The 24479-nt window shown below is 38.3% G+C and carries 17 protein-coding genes, 1 rRNA gene and 2 pseudogenes; 16 read left to right on the top strand and 4 right to left on the bottom strand.

The features are described from left to right. The first annotated feature begins 20 nt into the window (after nucleotides 1–20). The 9 genes and pseudogenes from ACB089_RS22735 (at nucleotide 21) to ACB089_RS22695 (ending at nucleotide 9152) form a co-directional block, all read left to right on the top strand. Nucleotides 21–1193, top strand: coding sequence for a saccharopine dehydrogenase family protein (locus ACB089_RS22735; RefSeq protein WP_374964040.1), 1173 nt, complete (start codon nucleotides 21–23; stop codon nucleotides 1191–1193). A gap of 10 nt (nucleotides 1194–1203) precedes the next feature. Then, nucleotides 1204–2397: an acyl-CoA dehydrogenase family protein gene (locus ACB089_RS22730; protein ID WP_223554520.1), complete on the top strand. Its 1194-nt coding sequence runs from the start codon at nucleotides 1204–1206 to the stop codon at nucleotides 2395–2397. A gap of 509 nt (nucleotides 2398–2906) precedes the next feature. Continuing rightward, on the top strand, nucleotides 2907–3332 hold the full coding sequence (locus ACB089_RS22725) for a MarR family transcriptional regulator (protein ID WP_083227035.1): 426 nt from the start codon (nucleotides 2907–2909) through the stop codon (nucleotides 3330–3332). 37 nt (nucleotides 3333–3369) lie between these two features. Then, a pseudogene (gene dltC / locus ACB089_RS22720) lies at nucleotides 3370–3501 on the top strand (D-alanine--poly(phosphoribitol) ligase subunit 2); the annotation flags it as partial. Between the two features lie 25 nt (nucleotides 3502–3526). After that, entirely contained in the window at nucleotides 3527–4132 is a 606-nt protein-coding gene (locus tag ACB089_RS22715) for a DedA family protein (RefSeq protein WP_374964039.1), read from the top strand. A gap of 92 nt (nucleotides 4133–4224) precedes the next feature. Then, complete coding sequence (locus ACB089_RS22710; protein ID WP_374964038.1) at nucleotides 4225–5427, top strand: MFS transporter; 1203 nt, start codon at nucleotides 4225–4227, stop codon at nucleotides 5425–5427. Between the two features lie 308 nt (nucleotides 5428–5735). Continuing rightward, complete coding sequence (pssA, locus tag ACB089_RS22705; protein ID WP_374964037.1) at nucleotides 5736–6281, top strand: CDP-diacylglycerol--serine O-phosphatidyltransferase; 546 nt, start codon at nucleotides 5736–5738, stop codon at nucleotides 6279–6281. Then, on the top strand, nucleotides 6260–6748 hold the full coding sequence (locus tag ACB089_RS22700; protein WP_374964036.1) for a DedA family protein: 489 nt from the start codon (nucleotides 6260–6262) through the stop codon (nucleotides 6746–6748). The genes pssA and ACB089_RS22700 overlap by 22 nt, the downstream gene beginning before the upstream one ends. A gap of 301 nt (nucleotides 6749–7049) precedes the next feature. Continuing rightward, a complete protein-coding gene (locus tag ACB089_RS22695) occupies nucleotides 7050–9152 on the top strand; it encodes a beta-propeller domain-containing protein (protein WP_374964035.1) in 2103 nt (700 codons plus the stop codon). Nucleotides 9153–9240: 88 nt separating this feature from the next. On the opposite strand, the gene ACB089_RS22690 is transcribed toward ACB089_RS22695, so the two are convergent. From ACB089_RS22690 to ACB089_RS22680, 3 genes are all read right to left on the bottom strand, one after another. Continuing rightward, the gene (locus tag ACB089_RS22690) at nucleotides 9241–9525 is read right to left on the bottom strand and encodes a hypothetical protein (protein WP_374964034.1); all 285 of its coding nucleotides are present in this window, start codon (nucleotides 9523–9525) and stop codon (nucleotides 9241–9243) included. Nucleotides 9526–9943: 418 nt separating this feature from the next. Next, entirely contained in the window at nucleotides 9944–11272 is a 1329-nt protein-coding gene (locus tag ACB089_RS22685; protein ID WP_374964033.1) for an IS3 family transposase, read from the bottom strand. 137 nt (nucleotides 11273–11409) lie between these two features. Further along, nucleotides 11410–12813: a polysaccharide deacetylase family protein gene (locus ACB089_RS22680; protein WP_374964032.1), complete on the bottom strand. Its 1404-nt coding sequence runs from the start codon at nucleotides 12811–12813 to the stop codon at nucleotides 11410–11412. Nucleotides 12814–13074: 261 nt separating this feature from the next. Between ACB089_RS22680 and ACB089_RS22675 the strand changes: the two genes are divergently transcribed. Together ACB089_RS22675 and ACB089_RS22670 are read left to right on the top strand one after the other, a co-directional pair. Continuing rightward, nucleotides 13075–13827: a threonine/serine exporter family protein gene (locus tag ACB089_RS22675; protein WP_368636017.1), complete on the top strand. Its 753-nt coding sequence runs from the start codon at nucleotides 13075–13077 to the stop codon at nucleotides 13825–13827. A 12-nt stretch (nucleotides 13828–13839) separates the two neighbouring features. Further along, nucleotides 13840–14307: a threonine/serine exporter family protein gene (locus tag ACB089_RS22670; protein ID WP_068985134.1), complete on the top strand. Its 468-nt coding sequence runs from the start codon at nucleotides 13840–13842 to the stop codon at nucleotides 14305–14307. 136 nt (nucleotides 14308–14443) lie between these two features. On the opposite strand, the gene ACB089_RS22665 is transcribed toward ACB089_RS22670, so the two are convergent. Next, on the bottom strand, nucleotides 14444–16465 hold the full coding sequence (locus ACB089_RS22665) for an EAL domain-containing protein (RefSeq protein ID WP_374964031.1): 2022 nt from the start codon (nucleotides 16463–16465) through the stop codon (nucleotides 14444–14446). Nucleotides 16466–16731: 266 nt separating this feature from the next. Here ACB089_RS22665 and ACB089_RS22660 point away from each other — a divergent pair. The 5 genes and pseudogenes from ACB089_RS22660 to ACB089_RS22640 all read left to right on the top strand — a co-directional run. Beyond that, nucleotides 16732–17399 (top strand): annotated as a pseudogene (locus ACB089_RS22660) (EamA family transporter); the annotation flags it as partial. Next, the gene (locus ACB089_RS22655) at nucleotides 17396–19117 is read left to right on the top strand and encodes an ABC transporter ATP-binding protein (protein WP_374964030.1); all 1722 of its coding nucleotides are present in this window, start codon (nucleotides 17396–17398) and stop codon (nucleotides 19115–19117) included. The pseudogene ACB089_RS22660 and the gene ACB089_RS22655, both read left to right, overlap by 4 nt. Next, nucleotides 19117–20949: an ABC transporter ATP-binding protein gene (locus tag ACB089_RS22650; protein ID WP_374964029.1), complete on the top strand. Its 1833-nt coding sequence runs from the start codon at nucleotides 19117–19119 to the stop codon at nucleotides 20947–20949. Before ACB089_RS22655 ends, ACB089_RS22650 begins: the two co-directional genes overlap by 1 nt. Before the next feature lie 477 nt (nucleotides 20950–21426). Beyond that, nucleotides 21427–22296: a GNAT family N-acetyltransferase gene (locus ACB089_RS22645; RefSeq protein ID WP_374964028.1), complete on the top strand. Its 870-nt coding sequence runs from the start codon at nucleotides 21427–21429 to the stop codon at nucleotides 22294–22296. A 618-nt stretch (nucleotides 22297–22914) separates the two neighbouring features. Beyond that, a 16S ribosomal RNA gene (locus ACB089_RS22640) occupies nucleotides 22915–24466 on the top strand. The last annotated feature ends 13 nt before the right edge of the window (nucleotides 24467–24479 follow it).

The following is a 24479-nucleotide window of genomic DNA, read 5'->3' as shown; positions in this document are numbered from 1 at the left end:
AATGAAAGGGGATGTTCTTGATGAAAGTTGTTGTATTAGGTGCAGGTTTAATGGGGAAAGAGGTAGCTCGTGATTTAATAAAAAATAGCAAAGTAGAGCGTGTGTTTTTAGGGGATATAGACGTAAAAATAGCGCAAGATTTTGTGGACTCGTTAAATACAGATAAGGTTGAAGTTGTAGAGCTTCATGCGGAGCGTGATGACTCGTTAATGGGGGTCATCTCTAAAGGCGATGTTGTCGTTAATGCTTTATTCTATTCCTTTAATGAGCGTGTAGCAAGAGCGGCCATTGAGGCGGGTGTTCATTCCGTAGATTTAGGTGGTCATATTGGCGGTGTAACGGAAAAAATATTAGATCTCAATGAAGAGGCAAAAGCAAAAGGTGTAACGATTATTCCAGATTTGGGTGTTGCCCCAGGTATGGTCAACATATTAGCGGGTTATGGTGCTTCGAAATTAGATGAGGTAGAATCGATTAAACTTTTTGTTGGCGGTATTCCTACAGAGCCTAAGCCACCTCTTCATTATACACGGGTATTTTCTCTAGATGGTGTCTTTGATCATTATACAGAGCCATCAAAGACGATTCAAAAAGGCAAACTTCAAGAAGTTCCATCATTATCAGGTGTTGAACCTATTTATTTCGAAGGTTTTGGTGTGCTTGAGGCATTTTATACATCTGGCGGCATATCGACATTGTATAAGACATTCCCAAATGTCAGCACATTAGAATATAAAACAATTCGTTATAAGGGACATGCAGAGAAATTTAAGCTATTAGCAGACCTAGGATTCCTTGATGCTGGTAATAAGGTAGCGGTAGAAGATCAGGAAGTTCCTGTGCGTGCAGTTGTTCGTGAGGCACTTAAGAAGAAGCTTGAGCTTGGTTCAAAACAAGATGCAGTACTACTGCGTGTTATTGTAGCAGGTGAAAAAGCACAACAGCAGGTGACTTATGAGTACGAAATGATTGTGCGTAAAGATATGACGATTAATGAAACAGCTATGGCTCGTTCAACAGCTAATACAATTTCTGTCGTTGCACAGATGATTGGTGAAGATAAAATTACAGAGCGCGGTGTATTTGCGCCTGAATCAATTGTACCAGGTGATACTTATATTGAAGAGATGGCAAAACGAGGTGTTGTTATAAAGGAAACCTCTCATAAATCTACAATGATCGTGAAATGGTAGGTGCTTGGTCTTGAATTTCGAATTTACTACTGAGCAAGAAATGCTACGAAAAACAGTCCGGCAGTTTGTAGATGATGAAATCATTCCACATATTGCGAAGTGGGATACTGAAGGTGGCTTTGATCCGAAGATTTGGTCAAGACTTGCTGACCTTGGACTAATGGGGGTTTGCGTACCTGAACAATACGGTGGCAGTGGCATGGATTACAATGCGCTGGCCATTGTCTGTGAAGAACTTGAACGTGGAGATACAGCGTTTCGCACAGCTGTTTCAGTTCATACAGGGTTGAATAGTATGACCTTAATGCAATGGGGAACAGAGGCTCAAAAACAGCAATACCTTGTTCCGCAGGCGAAAGGTGTTCGGATTGGGGCGTTTGGTTTAACAGAGCCTGGCGCAGGGTCAGATGTAGCGGCGATGTCTACCACAGCTGTACGTGATGGAGATGACTACGTCTTAAATGGGCAAAAAACATGGATTTCCTTATGTGATATAGCTGACCACTTTATCGTCTTTGCCTACACTGATAAAGCGAAGAAACATCATGGTATTAGCGCCTTTATCGTAGAGCGATCCATGGCGGGCTTCACATCGAAGGCCATTAAAGGCAAATACGGTATTCGTGCTGGCAATACTGGGGAGCTCTTTTTCGAAGATCTACGTATACCTGTAGAGAATCGTCTAGGAGAAGAAGGAGAAGGTTTTAAAATTGCCATGTCTGCGCTAGATAATGGTCGTTTTACAGTAGCAGCAGGTGCTGTCGGTCTCATTCAAGCATGTATCGAGGCGAGCGTGAAATACTGTCATGAACGCGAAACATTTGGAAAATCTATTGGAGAGCATCAGCTAGTTGGGCAAATGATTGCCAAAATGGAAGCGGGCTATCAAATGAGTCGCTTGCTTGTATATCGTGTTGGTGAGTTGAAAAACAAAGGGGTACGCAATACACGAGAGACATCATTAGCAAAGTGGCAGGCTTGTGATTTTGCTAATAAAGCAGCAGATGATGCTGTACAAATTTATGGTGCATATGGTTATTCGGATGAATACCCAGTCGCTCGTTATTTACGTAACTCGAAAGCTCCAGTGATCTATGAAGGTACGCGTGAGATTCATACAGTTATGCAGGCGGATTATGTATTAGGAAAACGTCAAGATAAGCCACTAGCAAAAATGCTACCGAGATGGCCATTTGAAGAGTAACCATCTTATCAAGACTTTTTATATTAGGTTTATTTTCTAAACACATGAATACACAGATCTAAATGTCAAATGAAAAACAACTTGGTCCCCTTTCTAAGGAGAGGAGGCTAGGTTGTTTTTATTTTAACTTTAAAATGACATGTAACTACTTATTGTAGGTTTGTAATGAAATTTGATTAAAGTTCCTCACAAACATTGAATTTAAAATAAAGAAAACGACCTCTCTTTGAACAATATTTGATAAAACAAGGTCACTTTTTAATATTGATAGATTTCAGGTGTGTTGATTAACCATTTTCATACATTCGAAGAGGCTGATTTCCGCTACAAGCTACTTGCTAACCTGAGCTCATTACCTGAACCTCGCTTCAATCTTCTTCAATCAACCTTTTTACAGTATTTAATTAGTTTTTTTATAACAATTGACAATGAAGATTATTTGATTTAGTATAAACTTAAAATATTTTAATTAAAAATTTTTAAGTTTATTGTGGAAAGGAGAAATAAATGTGTTGAATGAACTCTTTGAAGATTTGTATATGAAACTTGCTATGAATTTTTATAAAAATTCATCTCGCGGTCAAACAGTAGAGATTGAAAATATAAGTGCTGTAGAAATGGCATGCCTTGAAGTTGTATATTTCTTAAAAAAGCCTACATATAGCGAGCTAGCAGAGTTTTTTAATATATCACAGCCGAATGCCACGTATAGAATCAACAAATTGATTAAAAAAGGATATCTTACAAAATTCAATGACGAAAAAGATAAACGTGTATATTACCTTCAAGTAACAGATAAATTTATGGAGTATTACAGTCTTAATGATAATTATATGAATAATATAATTATGAATTTGAAAAAAAGATGTACCGCAGAGGAAATAGAACAATTTGAAAAAATGTTGAAAATACTAGTAAAAGAAGCTATGGAGTAATTACAGATGGAATTTTAAATTGCAAAATAGGATGAGAAATATCAATACAGTATCTTTATTAGTAGAATTGCAAAAGCGTTTAGATATTGAAGTATCTATTTCAGATTTCGATCATGATAAATGGGAAACACCAAATACGATTGTTAAGAAATTGGGAGATCTACGATGAAAAAAGTAACCTTTGGAGAGATGACATGGAATGGATTTATGAATTATTTCAACAGTATGGATACTATGTTGTATTAGTTGGATTGCTGTTAGAATATATCGCCTTTCCATTTCCAGGGGAGCCAACATTAGTTTATGCAGGGTATTTAGTACATACAGGAGACTTAAACTTACTGATATTAATTATACTATCGTTTATTGGGACAAGTGTTGGGATGACGATTCAGTATTTTCTAGGTAATAAACTAGGTATGCCGTTTGTACAAAAGTATGGAAAGTATGTGTTTTTAACACAGAGAAAAATTGATTTAACGAAAATGTGGTTTGATAAATATGGATATTCCCTGCTTTTTATTGGATTCTTCATTCCAGGTGTACGTCATTTTACTGGATACTTTGTAGGAATAATCAATTTATCATTTCGTCGTTTTGCAATAATAATTTATTCAGGTGCTCTGTTTTGGGTATCGTTCTTCTTACTTGGTGGTTACTGGTTAGGTGATAAAATGCATTCTGTCTTTAGTATGATGGGACAGCATGTCTGGGAGATTGTTTTTGGCGTTATTATAATTGTAGCTATTATTCGATTCCGTAAACAATTGAAACGTTTATTTGTACAAAATACAAATTAATTTGGAACCCATTCTATGTAAAAAATTAGAAGCCTCATAGACAGTTAGAGATATTTCACATCAATGATTCTTATAGAAAGAGATGTTGGTACATGAAGAAAACAATTAAAGAACAAAAGTCGATATTAATTATACTTCTAAGCAATGTATTCATTGCTTTTCTCGGAATTGGTCTTGTCATTCCTGTTATGCCGTCATTTATGAATAGCATGCAATTATCAGGAAAAACGATGGGGTATCTTATTGCCGTATTTGCGATGGCACAACTACTTATGTCACCACTCGCAGGTCGTTGGGTTGACCGTTATGGCAGGAAAAACATCATCACAATCGGTTTATTCCTTTTTGGTATTTCAGAACTTATCTTTGGTTTGGGCACGCATGTATCGGTGCTTTATCTATCAAGGATGTTAGGGGGAATTAGTGCCGCCTTTATTATACCAGGTGTTACTGCATATGTTGCAGATATTACATCCGTTCAGGATCGACCAAAAGCGATGGGCTATGTTTCTGCCGCCATTAGTACTGGCTTTATTATAGGACCTGGCTTTGGAGGCTTTATTGCAGAATACGGTATACGCATGCCCTTCTTCTTTGCGGCAGCTATTGCCTTTGTAGCGTGCATTTTATCAATATTTATTTTAAAAGAGCCGCTTACAAAGGAACAGCTTGCAGAAATTTCTGCTAAAACAAAGCAAACAAGCTTTATAAACGATTTAAAAAAATCACTTAGTCCACTTTATTTCATTCCATTTATCATTGTATTTGTACTCGCTTTCGGCTTGTCTGCATATGAAACTGTTTTTAGCCTATTTTCTGATCATAAATTCGGCTTCACGCCGAAGGACATCGCAACCATTATTACGATAAGCGCAATCTTCGGTGTTATTGTGCAAATATTTATGTTTGGAAAAATGGTAGATAAACTCGGTGAAAAGAAATTGATCCAATTATGTTTAATTGCAGGTGCAATATTGGCGGTTGCGTCCACCGTGATCTCTGGATTTTGGGCAGTGTTGGTGGTAACTTGCCTTATCTTCCTTGCATTTGACTTGCTTCGTCCGGCATTGACGACATTTTTATCAAAAGCTGCCGGTAAAGATCAAGGATTTATTGCTGGAATGAACTCAACCTATACGAGCTTAGGTAATATCATTGGGCCAATGTTAGGTGGAGTACTATTTGACGTAAACGTCCATTATCCTTATCTTTTCTCTGCTGTTATTATGGTTATTGGCCTCGGTATTACATTTGTGTGGAAAGAAAAACAATTGACAGAAAACTTAGCGGAATAATTAGAAAAGTGGAGGAAGCCTTCGGAACATCAAAACCTTGTTCGTGTGGTCATTCTCTTTGTGGATCTGGACAACTCCCTAACTCGAAAAGTTTTACCTAGTATTATCGTTTACTTAAATACCATTCACGATATAATTAGCAGTTTGTGGAGAAGTCGAGAAATCAATTTCGCCTTTATCTCACCACCTTCAGAGGGATTCTTCTGTATCTGTCGCTATAAAAATGAAAATTCTATTTTTCAAGGTGTGCTGTAAGACTGTTTTTTATCCATTGTGTTGGTTTGAATGAATTGGAGGTTTATTATACTGTGAAATATATACCCTGTATGATTACAATTGGAAACTTTATTTGCGGACTTCTTGCCATTCGCTCTTTGTTTATTCAAGATTTCTATACAGCAGCGGTCTTCATTTTTGTTGGTATGTTTCTTGACTTTTTCGACGGCATGGTCGCACGTAAGCTAAATGCCGTTTCGGATATTGGGAAGGAACTTGATTCTTTCGCTGATTTGATCACATTTGGTGTGGCTCCGGCTATGCTCGCTTACAATGTAGCATTGTATAGTATTCCGTATATTGGGATTTTGTGTACGCTGGCATATGGCACTTGTGGAGCAATTCGCCTATCAAGATTTAATGTTCTTCAAAGCAAGTCTCCGACATTCATTGGAATGCCGATCCCATTCGCAGGAATATGTCTTGTTATATTAAGTTTTATGAATAACTCAATCGTATTAGCATTAAGCACATGTGTGCTTTCTTATTTGATGGTGAGCACGATTAAGTTTCCACATTTTAAAAGACTTGCGGTTGAAAATTCAGAGGTGGAAAGATGGGAACAATTCAAGAATTAATCGGATCTTATGGGTATATAGCAATTTTTTTAATGTTGCTTCTTGGAATCGTTGGATTGCCGATACCCGATGAAGTCCTAATGACAATTGTCGGTTATTTTACAAATATTCATGTCCTGAATTATGAACTTGCTATTTTAGTTAGTTTTGCAGGAGCGCTTATAGGGATGATGATCAGTTATCTAATCGGAAGAAAAGCTGGTCGTCCTTTAATAGCTAAATATGGAAAATGGATAGGACTGAAAGAAAAGAGAATGATGAAAGTAGAAAGGTGGATGAAGAAATACGGGCCGTATACACTTCTTTTCGGGTACTTTATTCCCGGTTTCAGACACGTAACCTGTTACTTTGCGGGAATTGGCAAAATGAAATTAAAAACATATATTACGTTTGCTGCGATTGGTGCTTTTTTATGGTGTTTCACCTTTATTACAATTGGAAAGGTCGTAGGGGTTATACAGGATTAATCCCATTTCCTATATTCGAGTATTGCCCCACATCCATCAACTTAAGAATTTAATAACGCCCTAAAATGAGAAAATGTACAATTTTATATAAAGTTGTACATTTTCTCGTTTTTTTGGATATTTGTATTGATGCTAGTGATAAAGTTAAATAACACTATCAGCCTTAATATGAGAACAAATCTAAAGAGTGGATTAATTTGTCTAATTAGCAAGTGTGTTGACCGAAAAAAATTCGGAATAGTGTAACTTTTCTATTCTTTGGTAGTCTAATTAATAAACAACATTATGAAAGGAAGGAAAAATGATGAAAAATAAGTGGATAGCCATTTTACTCATCGCCGTACTAGCTATTTTGCCAGGAACTTTTTCGTTGATGGTACCCCCAAAAGTGGAGGCACAGACTGCAAGTGCGAGTATGACAAAGCATAGCTGGCAAGTGTCCTTTACAGAGGCAATAAAGGAAAGCAAAATAACGGATGCCAATGTATACGTAACAAATAGCAAAAATAAAAAGGTGCTAGCAACAATAACATTGGAGGACGATAAAAAGACACTGATCGTTAGCGATTTGGCACCTGGTAGCTATAAATTACATGTGAATAAAGAAGCATTTGCTCTAAGCGGAACTAAAGCAGCCTCACAAGTAATACCATTTACCATCATTGAAAAACTAGAAGCGGTAAAATCAGAAAAAGAGCTGCAACAATATTTCGAAGTACTTTTAGCCAACCACTCACAAAAAGAATTGGACTATGAAACAAGCGTAGAAATGGCAAGCAGCGAGGATAAAGCGAGTGCAAACGATGCCTCCACAACAAATAATCAAGTAGAGGGCGTGGAGGAAGGTGACATTGTTGTTGTTAAAGATGACTTTATTTATGCTGTAAAGGATCAAGGTATTACGGTAGTTGATGCGAAAGATCCGAAAAATTTAAAATTAGCAACAACAATCAAGCTGAAAGGATCACAATATATTTCGAAGCTAGCATTATATAATAATTTATTAATAGCGATTGGAGATGAATATTTAGAAAAAGCAGGCACAAGTATGTCGACAGCTACTTTGTATGATATTTCAAATCCTAAGAATCCTAAGTTTATACGTGAAGTGGGGCAAGAGGGATATTTACAGGATATTCGAATAACAAACGACACATTATATTTAATCGGTAATATGTATCCGAATTATTGGATGCTTCGAGAGCAAAAAGCGCCAGATTTAAAACCGAAAACATTTGATAGTTTAGAAGGTAAAGAGTACAAAAGCTTACCTTTAGAGAAAATTTCTATTTTACCAAATACTATGGATGGAACATATAGCTTGATTACAGCTATAGATTTAAAAAATGGTGCCAAGACAACTGCGAATACTAAGGGATATTTAGGTGGCAGTAGTGGGCTTTATATGTCGGAGAATGCACTTTATTTAACAACACCAATTTATGATGGAAGTCCAGCCGTTCCTGCTGCTGGTCGCATTACGGATATGATCTGGATGCCGAGAACAACGGATACACAAGTTTTTAAATGGAATATTGATGGAACTGCCATGAATTTTGTAGGTACTACGAAAGTAAAAGGATCCGTGTTAAACCAATATTCAATGGATGAGTATGAGGGCAATTTCCGCATCGTTACAACGGAAGGGAACATGTGGGATGAACAAAATATATCACGTAACCACCTATTTATTTTAGATAAAAATTTACAACAGCTTGGTGCAGTAAAAGATTTAGCTCCTGGTGAAAAAGTGTATTCTGCACGCTTTATGGGTGAAAAAGCATATGTGGTAACTTTTAAACAAGTCGATCCGCTGTTTGTGATTGATGTAGCAAATCCGAAGAATCCAACTGTGTTAGGTGAACTGAAGATTCCAGGCTTTAGTAACTATTTACATCCATTAGACGATACGCATTTAATTGGCATTGGCTATGATACAGAGCAACGATATGATGCCAATTCGAAGCGTAATTTTACAGTTACAACAAATATGAAAATGTCATTGTTTGATGTTTCAGATTTCCAAAATCCAAAGGAACAATCATCAGTGAAAATCGGTGGTAAGGGCTCGTACTCGGATGTTCAATACAATCCTAAAGCGTTATTCCGCAATAAGGAATACAATTACTATGGTTTCCCAGTCGTCCTTTATGAGGCAGGGAAGGGCGATGAAATTGTCTACAAAGGTCAAGGCGCACAAATCTATGAAATTACTGCAGATAAAGGCATCGTGCTAAAAGGAAATATCATTAACGAAAGCACTGGCGAGCAGTATGGAAATTGGGAACAGCTTGTACAGCGTGTAGTCTATATAGATGACACTCTTTACACAGTTGCACGTAATGAAGTGAAGAGTTATAGCTTAAAAGACTTTAAGCCACTTGATACATTAACCATAAAATAAAGAGAAAGTCCAATAAACCCAAGATTGAGTTTATTGGACTTTTTATGTTGTTGAAAAACTATTAGGTCAGAGAGATTAAAGTGCCATATTAAATGAAGTAAGATTCTTCTGCAAAACGAGGGGGTGATTTCCGTTCCGACTGGGCGCTTTGTCGCTGACGCTTCACTTTCGCGCAGATAAAACATTTGTCGCTGACGCTTCGCTTTCGCACAGAGCAAAGCTTCCTAGGGACGTCCGATGAGCCGATTGGTCCGACACGAGTAGTCACGAAGGCGTTATCACAGGACGTGATGCCGCTGACGCTTCGCTTTCGCGCAGATAAAACATTTGCTCTTAGCCTTCGTTTCTCTAATTGCTCACTCGAGGGTCTCATTTGTGACGCTGTGATCCCAAAGGAGTCGCACAGTCTCCACTATATATAGAATGTGATTTCTGGTATATCGCTCAGATTTATAGTGATATGAAACTCTAGCAACAGGTTTTGTATGAAAGCACAGTGCTAAAGAAGCGACAGCAACAGATGTACAATCACATCATAGGTATAAATCATTCTGTTAAATTATAATTCGTAGCTATACTGTTCACTTTTAAATGTATAAAAATATATAAAAGTTCTACGCTATTGTTGATTTCCGTTCCAGGCTACTCGACTCCCGTGGGAAAGCGAGTAGCCTGGAACGGAAATCACCCTCTTTAAAATGACTAAACGTTCTATTTGACCATTTTTTTTACAAAAGAAAGTCCAATAAACTAATGTGGTACCCAAGTCAAGGACAAACTAAAAAAAGAGATTAAGCAGCTAATAGATGGTTTCTGTATTGCACAGGAGCCATCCTTTTTAGATTCCATTGATAACGATAATTATTGTAATAGACCATGTAGTGATTGATTTTGGCTTTTAGTTCCTCAAGTGTCTTCAAGGAGCTAAAGTCTACTTCGTCTTTAAAATGACCGAAAAACGATTCCTGTGGTGCATTGTCCCAACAGTTTCCTCGGCGTGACATCGATTGACCTAGGCCATGTTTTTTTAAGAGCGTTTGATAGCGTGGGCTTGTATAGTGAACCCCTTGATCTGAATGGATAAAGGCCTCTGGATGAAGCTGAATGCGCTTATTACTGATCAATTTTTCAATCGTTTCCGTAGCGATTTCGAGCGTGATTCGGTCTGAGACATGGTACGCTAAAATTTCGTTCGTCGAGGCATCTTTTATCGTCGACAAATAAGCCATACACTTTCCGTTATATGGTACATAGCTGATGTCCGTTAATAATACTTTCCCAGGGATACCTTGCTTAAACTCACGATTTAATTTATTTGGCACAACACGATGTTCCTTCGTTGCTTTCGCCATTTGTTTATAGGGATTCGGTTTACGATGCGGGCAGACAATCCCGTACTTGCGCATAATACGCTGGATTTTTTTACGGCTCATAACACATTGAAAATCCTGCTCGAGTGTCATTTTAATCGAACGAGAGCCTTTTTTATAACCACGACGATCAAAGGCTTTTAAAATCAAATCGCGTGCCTTTAAATCCTTCTGTTCTCTCACGGCTCGCGCATCACTCGCCTGTAAATAGCTATAATAGCCTGAGCGAGAAACCTTTAAGAGGTCACAAAAATACGTCACCATCCGTTCAAATGGAAACTGAGTGAGCGTATCTGAAATGAGTTGAAAGACCTTATTTGTGCTTAGTTTTTGGCTGTCGTTTAGCAGCCTCCTTTCTGTCGCTTCGAGCTTTTTTAGTAAATCTACTTGCCCCTCTAATAGTTGAATGCGTGCAGCTTGTCTTTCAATGACTTCTGCCGCTGTTAATTCACGTTTAATCGGTCTACCTGATCCAGATTTGCGTGTATCCGTTAAACCAATTAAACCGTTCTTTTCATATGCTTTTCGCCAACGAAAGGCTGATTGTTCAATACGTTTGATCCCGATTATCTCTTCATCAAAGCCACATTCCTTAAAAATTTGTCTCGGTGTTTTCCCTGCGAAGTATTCATCAATGAATTGACTCTTAAATGTATCTGTATAGGTAATCGTACGTTCGCTAACCTGTTGTACGTTTGGATTTTTTTGAAGTTGTAGTACCTGTTTTGGTGAAAATAAAATTTTACTCATAGTAGCCTCTAGTTCATCCTTTAATCTTGAAAGTCTAGTATATAAAAAATACCTGCAGTTAGCACACTCTTTTTCAAGTGTCCTAACTACAGGTACCATATTAAACCTTGAGTTTATTGGACTTTTTCTTTAGTTAGTTATTGGCGATATGGAAGAATCTCTGAAACTGTCACGAATTCATAGCCCTGCCCTTGTAAATATGCAAGTACGGCATCAAGACCGTCGGCAGTCGATTGATGAATATCATGCATTAAAACGATCGCGTTATTGTGTAAATTATTTTTGATATTCGGTAGTAACTGTTGTGCATCGCGATGCTTCCAGTCCAATGTATCAATCGTCCATAAGACAACAGGAACAGGGATTTGAGCGTTAATAGCATCATTTGTTGCTCCGTATGGTGGTCTAAATACAGTTGGCTTTTGATTAATGGCTTTCTCTATCTCCGCAACTGTAGATGTGCATTGGTTTACTGCCGACTCTAGTGACAGTTTTGTTAGTACAGGATGGTTCCATGAATGATTACCTATTTCGTGTCCACGTGCAAGTACGTCTCTCGCAATATCAGGGTAATATTGTACACGACTGCCAAGCATAAAGAAGGTAGCCTTTGCATGATATTTATCAAGAGTATCTAAAATTTGTTCTGTAACTTTTGGATGTGGGCCATCATCAAAAGTTAAGGCAATACGTTTTGCATTAGGGTCACCTGTATTAATTGGTTTCGCCGGTTTTTCCATGGCAATCTGGAAATCAGGGGCTAACAACGGATTAATAAGTGAAAGGGGAAGCTTCACAATTGGCGCACCTGCTGCTCCGCTAGCAATCTCATACTCATCAAAATAGAATTGTAATGAATCATCAACGATGGCAAAGCGATTGAAGTTAGACCACTTCGGTTCAGTTACCTTTAATAGCTCATCCTGGATAAGCTCATCTTTTAACTGGGGGTTTCGTTGTAAGTCATTACGTACATGAGTTGCTAACGTCGATAAGTTGTTTTCATCGTTGTGTAATAATGCTTGAATAGAAATTAATTCACCAGTTTCATTATTGATGAAGAATGTTTTGGTTGAAACCTCATGATTGGCTCCGCCTGTGTACAGCATTGTTGTTAGAACAAAGGAATAGTAATGCTTTTGATATGGGAAAGTTTCCAGACTAATATTAAGCTCGCCCTTAGCCTTTTTATCTTTATTTTTTTTCATAGATGCCAGATAGTTTTCTTTTGAATCCTTTATGTACTGTAATACAGCGTCGTTAAAAGCTTCATTATCTGTTTCTGGGTAGTGAATAGCAAAAGGTGTTCGCTTATCATTAGAAACATCTGTTACAATACGTATACCTGGAAACGCAGAACTTTCTGTAGATAGATTACTCTTTATTGAATCTGAAGTTGTCTCTTTTGAGGCACTAATTTTTTGAAACTTAAAATCATCCTTTGATAGGATAATGACTAAAATAATAGTAGATAATGTAATGATGAGGCCGATTAATAGAAAATCAATTTTTTGGCCGCGTCTTCTTCTGCGTTCCGGCATTTTGATGGATACGCTCCTCTCCTTATTTATTTTTCTATAAAATCAGACGTGTTAGTCATTGAAAAAGTTATATGAATCTACGAAGTTTTGCAATCAATTAATAGGGAACCGATCTTCATGAATAAATAACTCAGCAACTTACACATTTCAGCATATGAAAGCCAAAGTGTTTTTGTTAAAAGTTAAAAATTTTCAGTTGAGTTTTTATTTGCAGTTCGATACTATGGGCAAGGAACCTTTTGAAGGAGGCAGATAGCTGTAATGGTTTTACATGAAGCAGATAATGAATTTACGTTGGACTGCTTATTGCTTGCAGGGCGCATTATGATTGAAAGTGGTGCAGAAACATACCGTGTCGAGGATACGATGCTACGCATGGCACATTCTCAAAATATGCTGGATGCGCAATGTTATGCCACACCAACAGGAATCATTTTTTCGTTAGGCAAGACACAGCCAACGAGAATTGTATCAATTTCCAACAGAATTACAGATTTACAAAAAATAGCCTTGGTAAATTCAGTATCCCGGAGACTCACATCTCACATGATAACATTAGAAGAAGCTTATGACGAGCTAAAGTCGATACAAAAAACAAATTATTTTTTACCAACATATATACAAGTCTTAGCAGCGGCTCTTGCGAGTGGTTTTTTCCTTATAATGTTTAAGGGAGGATGGTCTGATTTTCCTGTAGCGTTTTTAGCCGGAGGGGTAGGCTTCCTAGTACTTGTGATGATAAATCATTTAACAAAAGTAAAATTTTTCTCAGAATTTACTGCTTCATTAGCAATAGGATATATAGCTGTTTTTGCCGTGAAATGTGGCTATGGTGTTGAATTAGACAAAATTATCATTAGCTCCGTTATGCCGCTCGTACCAGGTTTATTAATTACAAATGCAGTTCGGGATTTAATGGCAGGTCATTTTATATCGGGGATGGCAAAGGGAGTGGAAGCTTTTTTAACAGCTTTTGCCATCGGTGCAGCTATTGCTGTCACTTTATCGTTTTAGGAGGCAGACGACATGGACTATATCATACAGTTGATTGTTAGTTTTTTTGCGACTGCTGGTATCGCAATTATATTTAATGTACCAAGAAAAGTATTACTTTATTGCGTTTTTGTTGGGGTCATAGGCTGGATGATATATTTCGTCCTAACAGAACATGGCATGGATATTGTGAATGCCTCGTTCTATAGCTCATTTGTCATTGCCATTGTTGCGCATTTGTATGCTCGACGCTTTAAAATGCCGATGATTATTTTTATTGTTGGTGGTATTATCCCGTTAGTTCCGGGAGGTATGGCTTACAATGCAATGAGAAATGTTGTAGAGGATGATTATTTACAGGGGCTACAGTATGGGTTAAAGGCATTTTTAATTACAGGTGCAATCGTTATGGGGCTTGTGTTCGCGGAAGTATTTATGCAGCTTATTTTTCGTTCTGTTCGTACGAGTAAAGCGACATTCCGAAAGGTCTATAAGAAGTAAGGCTCTACAGCAAATGTGGGGGAGAGCTTGGCGGATAAACCCAACCAAAGTAACGGATAGAAAAGCCGAAGCGAAAGATAAATAAATAGGAAGAAGGAGGTTACGTTCTTAATCGTAACCTCCTTCTTTAAATTAACTATTTAACGAGTAATGCTTCAACTTCTTCCGACGTAATTGGTTTACTAATATGGTAACCCTGAATAACGTCGCAACCATAAGTAATTAAAAGGTCTGCTTGTTCAGCAGTTTCAACACCTTCTGCTACGACTTTAAGTTCCATGGATTTACCAAGTTGTATCATACCGTTAATTAGCTTTTGTGTTTTTTCAGATTTCAATAAAGCACTAGTAAATGCTTTATCAATTTTTAATGTATCTATTGGTAAAATTTGCATATATCTAAATGAGCCATACCCGGTACCGAAATCATCTAGTACAAAGGAGATGCCTTCATTTTCAAGCTTATGCATTTGTTGTGTAATAAAAGTAGCGGCTTCTGCTTCTAGGGCAAATTTTTCTGTAATTTCTATTTGAATAAGGCTTGCGGGACAGCCCGTTTTCGCTAACATTTCAAGTATTGACTGTGCCATGTTTTTATCACGAAATTCGCGTACAGAAGAGTTAATGGATACTTTTAAATCAAGACCGGCTTTTTTCCAGATTAGTGCCTGTTCACAAGCTTTTTCTAACATAAAGGAACCGATATTATTAATGAGACCCGTTTCCTCAGCAATTGGAATAAGCTCATCTGGTGAGACAACGCCTATTACTTCATCTTCCCAGCGAACTAATGCTTCTACAGCTGTGATTTTACCTGAATAAACGTCAATTTGTGGCTGATAAAGGACTTTTAGATTTTTTTGGTCAAGTGCCTGAAGTAAACGTTTTTCAATTAAAGCTTTACGATTTAATGCCTTGTGTGTTGCTTTTGATAGTGAGACGATTTTACCGCCACCTGCTTGACGAACAGTTGTAATAGTAGCAATTGATGCTTTCATTAGTTGGGAGAATGTAGCTTGATCCTCAGGATAACGTGTAATTCCTCCACTAATAGAAATAGGGACAGCAACATTACTGTTATAAATTGGATGGTGTTGTAAATAAGACAGGAAGCCCTGAATAAACCATTCACTTAAAGGTGTAATTACGACAAAATCATTTTCGTTAATGCGTGCCATTGTGCTATCTTGGAAATACATTTTTATACGGTTTGTAAACTCTACAATAAGGCCTTGGTCGATATGATGATCATGTAACTCTTTTAACGTATAAAATTTATCTATACTTAAATAGACAAAAGAGAAGTTTCTTTCTTCTTCAATCATGCTGGAAATCTCTTTTTCGAGTCGATGTGCATTCATGAGGCCTGTTTCTGTATCAATATAAGCGATTTTTTCAAGCTGATGTTGTATTGTCTTTGACTTCGTAATGTCTTTTTCAATTAAAATAAATTGTTGCTCGTTTGCTTCAAGATTAAATGTCGGGATAGCTGTTAATAGTACCCAATAAGACTGGCCCGTTTTTGTGATTTTTTCAACTTCACCTTGCCACGTGTTGCCATTGTTCAAATTACGCCAGATAGTATTTGTGATCTTTTCGCTCACTTCATTATTAGGGAATAGCTGCCAAAACGTTTTACCGATAACGCGCTTAGGTGTCCATTGACTCGTTTTTAAAAATTCAGCATTACATTCTAAAATAAATCCATCATGATCAAGTGTTATTGTCATAAATGTCGAGTCTAAGCCTTGTTTTAAGTCTACGAGAGTACTGCTATTTGAGACAGAATGAATCATTAATTCTGGTAACATAAACACTATAAGGATAAAACGCTCTCCCTGTTCAGTAAATGGTTTAGTTAGCAGCTCTGTCGTAATTTTTTCATTGGTATACGTGTTCATTTGAATTGGATCTATATACATGCTGTCATCATTTTGTAAAATTGTTTTAAACGTCTCTGGTGAAAGCTGGCGTAGTAAATTTTCATGTATGAATGAAGCAGTAAGTTCTTTAGTATCAGTAGCTGAAAAACCAAATAGCTGTTCAGCAAGTTTTCCTAAAATTATAACTTGTCCATCTTGATTTATGACAATTGAAGGAAAAGGAAGTGAATTTAAATAATTTTCATCAATCGTAAATGATTTGTGCATATGACTCATGATTATTCGATCTCCTTGAGTAATCTATATATACTAATATTATAGTTAATTATCGGGAATTAGTCATTATGAATATAATTGTAAATATTTGATAATGAACAAAAATAGGACTTTTCGAGTGAAATCTAAGAAAAAAATTGGAGAAAAATAACATTCCTTAGTACGTATATAGGATGTAGGAATTGTATGGAACGGTTAAAAGGAATAATATTTATCGTCTTTAGTTCGATGAAATGGATCATCAACTGGAAAAGATGTGAAATTCACAGCAAAAACTATGGAGTAGACAGCCCCTTATTTTCGGAATAGTAGGGATGGTGGTTGTACAGTTTGCTCTCGTGGCAGCGATCAACGAAAGTAATGCTGTACTGTTTACCTTACTACAGTTTTTAGAACCGATATTTATTATTGCTTTTGTCTCTCTTAGTTTAAATAAATGGCCCCTAAAATATCAAGTGATAAGGATTATTGTTACGCTTAAAGGTCTTTTTCTCCTACTAACGAACGCTTTGTTTGAGATTTTGTTAGTTAGTAAGAAAGTCTTATTATGGGGAGTAGCTGTTGATCACATTGTATCCTGCACGTCTGATGAAAGAAAGGAGTGTACTTCTTGTTGTCGGCTGGGGAATGCTTATAGGTGGTGTAACGCTTAATATTCTTTGGAACTGTGGCTTTTAAGTAGCATGAAATATATTACAACAGTTGAGACTAGTATTCTTTCTAGTATTGAATCATTAACAGCTATGGTTATTTCAGTGATCATATTTGGTACATCATTAGGTTATTGGCAATTAGTTGGGTGTTCGTTATGCTTGTTTGTGTAACGTGGCTTTCGATAGCAGGAAAAAAGCATAAAAATACTATCTTTACAGGAGATTATTACTATGTTCGAGTTATAGGGAATCTCTTTTTAGGACAAGGGGGAAGAATATGAAAGAGGTTTTTTCCTATGTAAAGCCTTATAAATGGACTGCATTTATTGCGTTATGTTTAATGTTGTTGGAATTATTTGTCGAGCTTGCCCAACCACTTATAATGGCTAAAATCATAGATGATGGAGTGCGAGCCCAAAACGAAGGAATGATTTTGCAATGGGGTGCTGTTTTACTGGCTTTATCCTTTGTAGCTTTTTTAGCTGGTATCGTTAATTCATATTTTTCATCACATACAGCACAAAGCTTCTCCTATGATTTACGAAATGCACTGTTCGAAAAAATACAATCCTTCACATTGGCTACTTATCAAAAATTTTCAACGGCGTCACTTATTACAAGGTTAACAAATGATGTGACACAAGTGCAGACGGTGTTGTTTATGAGTCTACGAATTATGCTCCGGGCACCACTTGCGGTTGTTGGCAGCATTGTGATGGCTTTTGTTGTAAATGCAAAGCTAGCATTGTGTTTAGTTATTGGTGCACCCATTATTTTTGTTTTTCTTATTTTTATGGTGGCCAAAGGTGTGTCTTATTTTGGGCTTGTACAAAAAAGAATAGATCGTTTAAATCGTGTACTACAAGAAAATTTGCAGGCGATTCGATTGGTGAAGGCTTATTTACGCGGTGCTTATGAAGCGTCGCGTTTTGATGAGGTTGCCTCACGCTTAAAAATAGATACAGTAAAGGCTCTTCGTACAATGGAGTATATTATGCCGGTATTGTTATTCATCATGAATATGAGTTTACTTGCAGTACTATGGTTTGGGACGAAGCAAATAGCTTCAGGTACGACACCACTTGGAGATATTGTTGCCATTGTTAATTATGCAATGCGTATGACAGGCTCGTTTTCGATGTTTGCCTTTATCATTATTTTTTATGCGCGTGCAAAAGCCTCAGCAGAGCGTATGGCAGAAGTACTTTCTATTGAAAATGAGATTGAACTACCGTCATCTTTAGAGAAAACATCTAAGGGCATGAACTTTGGAGAATTAGCTTTTGATCATGTTAGCTTTACTTATCCTGGGGGAGATTCACCTGTACTATCCGATGTAAGCTTCCAAGTGAGATCTGGTGAAAAGTTAGCCATTATGGGGGCAACAGGTGCAGGGAAATCAACATTGCTACAGCTTATTCCTCGCTTCTACGATGTCACAGAAGGCAAAATAGTAGTAGAGGGAGAAGATGCGCAGCAGTGGGATTTACAAGAACTACGTGAAATCATTGGTTATGTCCCGCAGCAATCGTTGTTGTTTACAGGAAGTATTGCCGATAATGTTCGTTGGGGGGATGCAGAGGCTGAAATGGATGCCGTGCTACAGGCTACAATGCAAGCGCAAATCCATGCTTCTGTGGAGGATTTCCCGAATGGTTACGAGACAAGAGTCGGACAGAAGGGTGTCAATCTTTCAGGTGGTCAAAAACAAAGACTATCTATTGCAAGAGCGTTATTAAGAAAAGGTCATATATTGATGCTCGATGATAGTACAAGTGCGCTTGATGTTAAAACGGAACAAGCGTTGTGGGAGGCATTAAGTGAAGAACAAGCAACAATGCTAGTGGTCACTCAAAAAATTCGTACAGCTAAGGGTGCAGATCGAATTTTACTCATTGATGCAGGGAAAGTGGTCGCATACGGGACACATGAAGAGCTATTGCGAACCTCAGCGCTCTATAAAAAAATCGCAATCTCCCAACAGGAGGTAGAGGAATAATGGGATTTTTCCAAAAACCTTTTGGCTATGAACCGATTTTGACGCAAGATGATGTGAAGCAGGCTGTTAAGAAAAAGAAGGGACCTCGTGCGGCAGATTGGAAAAGTACACTGTTACGTTTATGGAAAATTGTTGATGAACAACGTGCACTATTAATTATTGTGCTGTTACTAGTCACGGTGAGCTCAATATTGGCTCTACTCGGGCCATATTTAATCGGTAAAATGATTGACATGTATGTAATGCATGGAGAGCTTGCAGGACTAGGCAAAGGAATTAGGCTGTTAATCGGCATTTACGCTCTATTAGCAGTATCATTATTTTTACAAAACTATTGGATGATTGGTATTGCTCAGCAAACAATTTATAGATTACGAACGAGTGTATTTGCCCATTTCCAAAGACTCCCGATTGCCTTTTTCGATCGTCGTCAGCATGGAGAATTAATGAGTCGGATGACGAATGATATTGAAGCAGTTAGCTCAACTTTAAACAGTTCCTTTATCCAAGTGTTTTCCAGTGTATTAACGCTTACAGGAACAGTGATTATTATGTTTAGTTTAAGCCCTTTGCTAACGGTATTAACGATGACGATTATACCAATAATGTTTTGGGCAATGCGTTGGATTACACGGAGAACAGCACCATTATTTAAAGAGCAACAAGTGGCCTTGGGAGCGCTTAATGGCATGATTGAAGAAACAATCTCAGGTCAGCGGATTGTGAAGGCTTTTTCACAAGAGGAACGAATGAAAGAGGAGTTTCGCGAAAAAAGTTTACGATTAAGAAGAACCGGCTTTTGGGCACAGACATACTCTGGCTATATTCCAAAGGTCATGAACTTTTTAAATAATATGAGCTTCACGATTGTGGCTGGTATTGGAGGCGTACTTGCTTTTTATGGCCATGTGTCAATCGGAGTAATTGTTATTTTTACAGAATATGCAAGGCAATTTACACGACCATTAAACGATTTAGCCAACCAATTTAACACAGTACTGTCAGCAATTGCTGGTGCGGAACGTGTATTTGCGTTACTGGATGAACAGCCTGAAGAGGAAGCTGCTTTCGCGCAGAAGCATAAACTATTAGGACAGGTGTGTTTTCAACATGTGTACTTTAAATATGAGCAAGAAGCGGAAGCTTACACTTTAAAGGACGTTAATTTTAACGTAGAGCCTGGACAGACGGTAGCTCTTGTTGGGGCAACTGGGGCAGGGAAAACAACAATCTTACAGCTTATTGCAAGGTTTTACGAGGTAGTGAAGGGTGAGGTTTTATTTGATGGTGTGAACGTTCAGCAAATAGCACGACAAGCTTTGCGTTCGCAAATGGCCTTTGTATTACAGGATCCGTTTTTATTTGAGGCTTCTGTACGTGAAAATATTCGTTATGGACGATTAGATGCTAGTGATGAGGAGATAGAAGAGGCGGCTAAGCGTGCGAATGCACATGACTTTATCATGAATCTAAAGAATGGCTATGATACAGTACTTGCGGCAGATGGTCGTGAAATTTCGCAAGGTCAAAAGCAGTTATTGTCAATTGCACGTGCATTGATTGCAGACCCGAAAATTTTGTTGTTGGACGAGGCGACAAGTAGCATTGATACTGTGACGGAGCTTGCGATTCAAGAGGCTCTAGACATGTTAATGCAGGGACGAACAAGTTTTGTTATTGCTCACCGCTTAAATACAGTGCACAATGCCGATATTGTGCTTGTTATGCACAAGGGTGAGTTAGTCGAAGTGGGGCCACAACAAAAGTTAATTGAATCAGGTGGCATTTATGCACAGATGTTACAATCTTCATCTTATCATCTTGATGAGTAGGGTAAACGAAACGATGTAGGTATAAATTTCATTCCTCAAACATAAAAAAGAGTGATTTCAAGATTTTTGGAATTGCTCTTTTTTAGTTGAAATATAGATTTTTAAGTATATCATTTCAAATTTCGAATGTAATTTATCTGTAAAAATAGTATGATTATGGATAATGATAAAATGAAAAATATAGGTATTATTGACCTAAAGAAGATTTATTGATGATATTTTGCTTAGGTGAGAGAGCGACTAGACGCTCATTGGTAGTGGAAATCGGATCTTCAGATAAATGGGAGTGTATAAAAACTCACACCTGATTCTAGTAACTTTCAGTCATTATGACCGTCAATAATCATATAAAACTTTATAATTTCACTATGTTTGAAGTGGAATTGTTAATAATTGGAGGTATCGAATATAATTTGTTGCCAGCTTATTTTCTTTCTTGCTACAATAGGGCAATAGTTTGATACAAGAACGGAGTAAATGATGAACATTTCAGTGATGACAGTGTCTTTTCCATTAGATGGGGAAACATTAAATGAATTAAAATTATTGTGTGAAGAAGCGACCACATATGACTATCGTGTATATGAAACTGCTATGAGTTTGCCTATGGCAAGTTCCTTTGAATCGAAGGGCTTTATGGTACTTGCTTATGAAGATGACAAAGATGTATTAGTTGGTGCAGCTAGTGCAATAGACTTGATGGGGCTGCATACATATGAATGGTCTTTAGTAGTAACACCTAGATACCGTCAAAAGGGAATTGGAACCGCTTTAGTGGCTGCTTTACAGGCAGGCCTCAAAGAGCGTGGGGCAGAAGGTCAATTGGCGGTAGTGATAGATGGATCACCTTATGGAAACACGTTTATTGAAAAGAATGGCTTTACATATAGCTTTTCTGAGGCCACTTTAGAAACAAGAGCAGAGTCAGTAGAATTAAAGGATGATATCAAAATTATTCCTTATGCAGGCGAACAGGCAGAGCTGATTGCCATCTATAGTGCAGCGTTTGGAGACCTACCTGAAGAGTCTGAGGAGCTAATCGCTTTTAATACGTCAACGACTGGAAGAAAACTGTGGGTAGCACGTAAAGAAGGAAAAGTGGTTGGAACAGTGACGACTGCTCAGGAAAATGAAATTCAATGGGTCACAGCATTGGCAGTTCATCCAACTTGTGAGGGGCAAGGGATAGGTACTGCGATGCTTTCATTTTCCAAAGATTATGCGAGCAAAATTGGTGCGAAATTCGTCATGCTAGATGTAGAAATTGACAATAGAAAGGCACTTTCTGTTTATGAGAAGGCCGGTTTTATGAAGGCTCAGCAAATAGATTATTTCGTAAAACAATAGATGAAGAGTGAGGAGTGTGCTTTAAGTATCGCTCCTCACTTTTTTTGAAGTCCATCCACCGGTGATAAGGATACGTAAAATTTTGGATGGAGATAGATGAATTACATAAAAGGGTAAGTAAGTCCTTTCTTTTAAAGGAAACATCAATCAACCCTATAATATAAGGCTGAAAATAATTTCATAATGATCTTTATATGCAGTTTATCAATTTAGATAACAATAAAACATTTAATTAACTTTAGATTGCGAGTCTAATATTAAATTGTTTCCCCGTTATATAATATAGGAAGTTTCTCAATGATATGAAAAACTCTAATTTTTCTTAGGAAAAGTGTTGACCTATTTAAATTAAGAGTGTAATATTATACAAGTCGTTAAGATAACTGCTGAAAAACAGATAAATTAAATTAAATAATTTAGTTGTTGACACATGATTGATGACATGTTATTATATAAAAGTTGCTGTTGAGAAATGGTAACAAAATGAACCTTGAAAACTGAACAAGCAAAACGTAATCAATAAAGTTTTTAGTAACTAACCTTGAGTTGGTGAATGAAACAAAATTTTGGACATCAAACATGATGCCAGCAAAACAATTTGAGCTAATCAAATTTCTTTTTATGGAGAGTTTGATCCTGGCTCAGGACGAACGCTGGCGGCGTGCCTAATACATGCAAGTCGAGCGAACAGAGAAGGAGCTTGCTCCTTTGACGTTAGCGGCGGACGGGTGAGTAACACGTGGGCAACCTACCTTATAGTTTGGGATAACTCCGGGAAACCGGGGCTAATACCGAATAATCTATTTTACTTCATGGTGAAATACTGAAAGACGGTTTCGGCTGTCGCTATAAGATGGGCCCGCGGCGCATTAGCTAGTTGGTGAGGTAACGGCTCACCAAGGCGACGATGCGTAGCCGACCTGAGAGGGTGATCGGCCACACTGGGACTGAGACACGGCCCAGACTCCTACGGGAGGCAGCAGTAGGGAATCTTCCACAATGGGCGAAAGCCTGATGGAGCAACGCCGCGTGAGTGAAGAAGGTTTTCGGATCGTAAAACTCTGTTGTAAGGGAAGAACAAGTACAGTAGTAACTGGCTGTACCTTGACGGTACCTTATTAGAAAGCCACGGCTAACTACGTGCCAGCAGCCGCGGTAATACGTAGGTGGCAAGCGTTGTCCGGAATTATTGGGCGTAAAGCGCGCGCAGGCGGTCCTTTAAGTCTGATGTGAAAGCCCACGGCTCAACCGTGGAGGGTCATTGGAAACTGGGGGACTTGAGTGCAGAAGAGGAAAGTGGAATTCCAAGTGTAGCGGTGAAATGCGTAGAGATTTGGAGGAACACCAGTGGCGAAGGCGACTTTCTGGTCTGTAACTGACGCTGAGGCGCGAAAGCGTGGGGAGCAAACAGGATTAGATACCCTGGTAGTCCACGCCGTAAACGATGAGTGCTAAGTGTTAGGGGGTTTCCGCCCCTTAGTGCTGCAGCTAACGCATTAAGCACTCCGCCTGGGGAGTACGGTCGCAAGACTGAAACTCAAAGGAATTGACGGGGGCCCGCACAAGCGGTGGAGCATGTGGTTTAATTCGAAGCAACGCGAAGAACCTTACCAGGTCTTGACATCCCGTTGACCACTGTAGAGATATGGTTTTCCCTTCGGGGACAACGGTGACAGGTGGTGCATGGTTGTCGTCAGCTCGTGTCGTGAGATGTTGGGTTAAGTCCCGCAACGAGCGCAACCCTTGATCTTAGTTGCCATCATTTAGTTGGGCACTCTAAGGTGACTGCCGGTGACAAACCGGAGGAAGGTGGGGATGACGTCAAATCATCATGCCCCTTATGACCTGGGCTACACACGTGCTACAATGGACGATACAAACGGTTGCCAACTCGCGAGAGGGAGCTAATCCGATAAAGTCGTTCTCAGTTCGGATTGTAGGCTGCAACTCGCCTACATGAAGCCGGAATCGCTAGTAATCGCGGATCAGCATGCCGCGGTGAATACGTTCCCGGGCCTTGTACACACCGCCCGTCACACCACGAGAGTTTGTAACACCCGAAGTCGGTGGGGTAACCTTTTGGAGCCAGCCGCCGAAGGTGGGATAGATGATTGGGGTGAAGTCGTAACAAGGTAGCCGTATCGGAAGGTGCGGCTGGATCACCTCCTTTCTAAGGATATTTT

It is taken from the genome of Lysinibacillus sp. RS10 (genome assembly GCF_041956855.1).
Lineage (GTDB): Bacteria > Bacillota > Bacilli > Bacillales_A > Planococcaceae > Lysinibacillus > Lysinibacillus xylanilyticus_A.
This window is presented reverse-complemented; position numbering and strand designations above follow the sequence as displayed.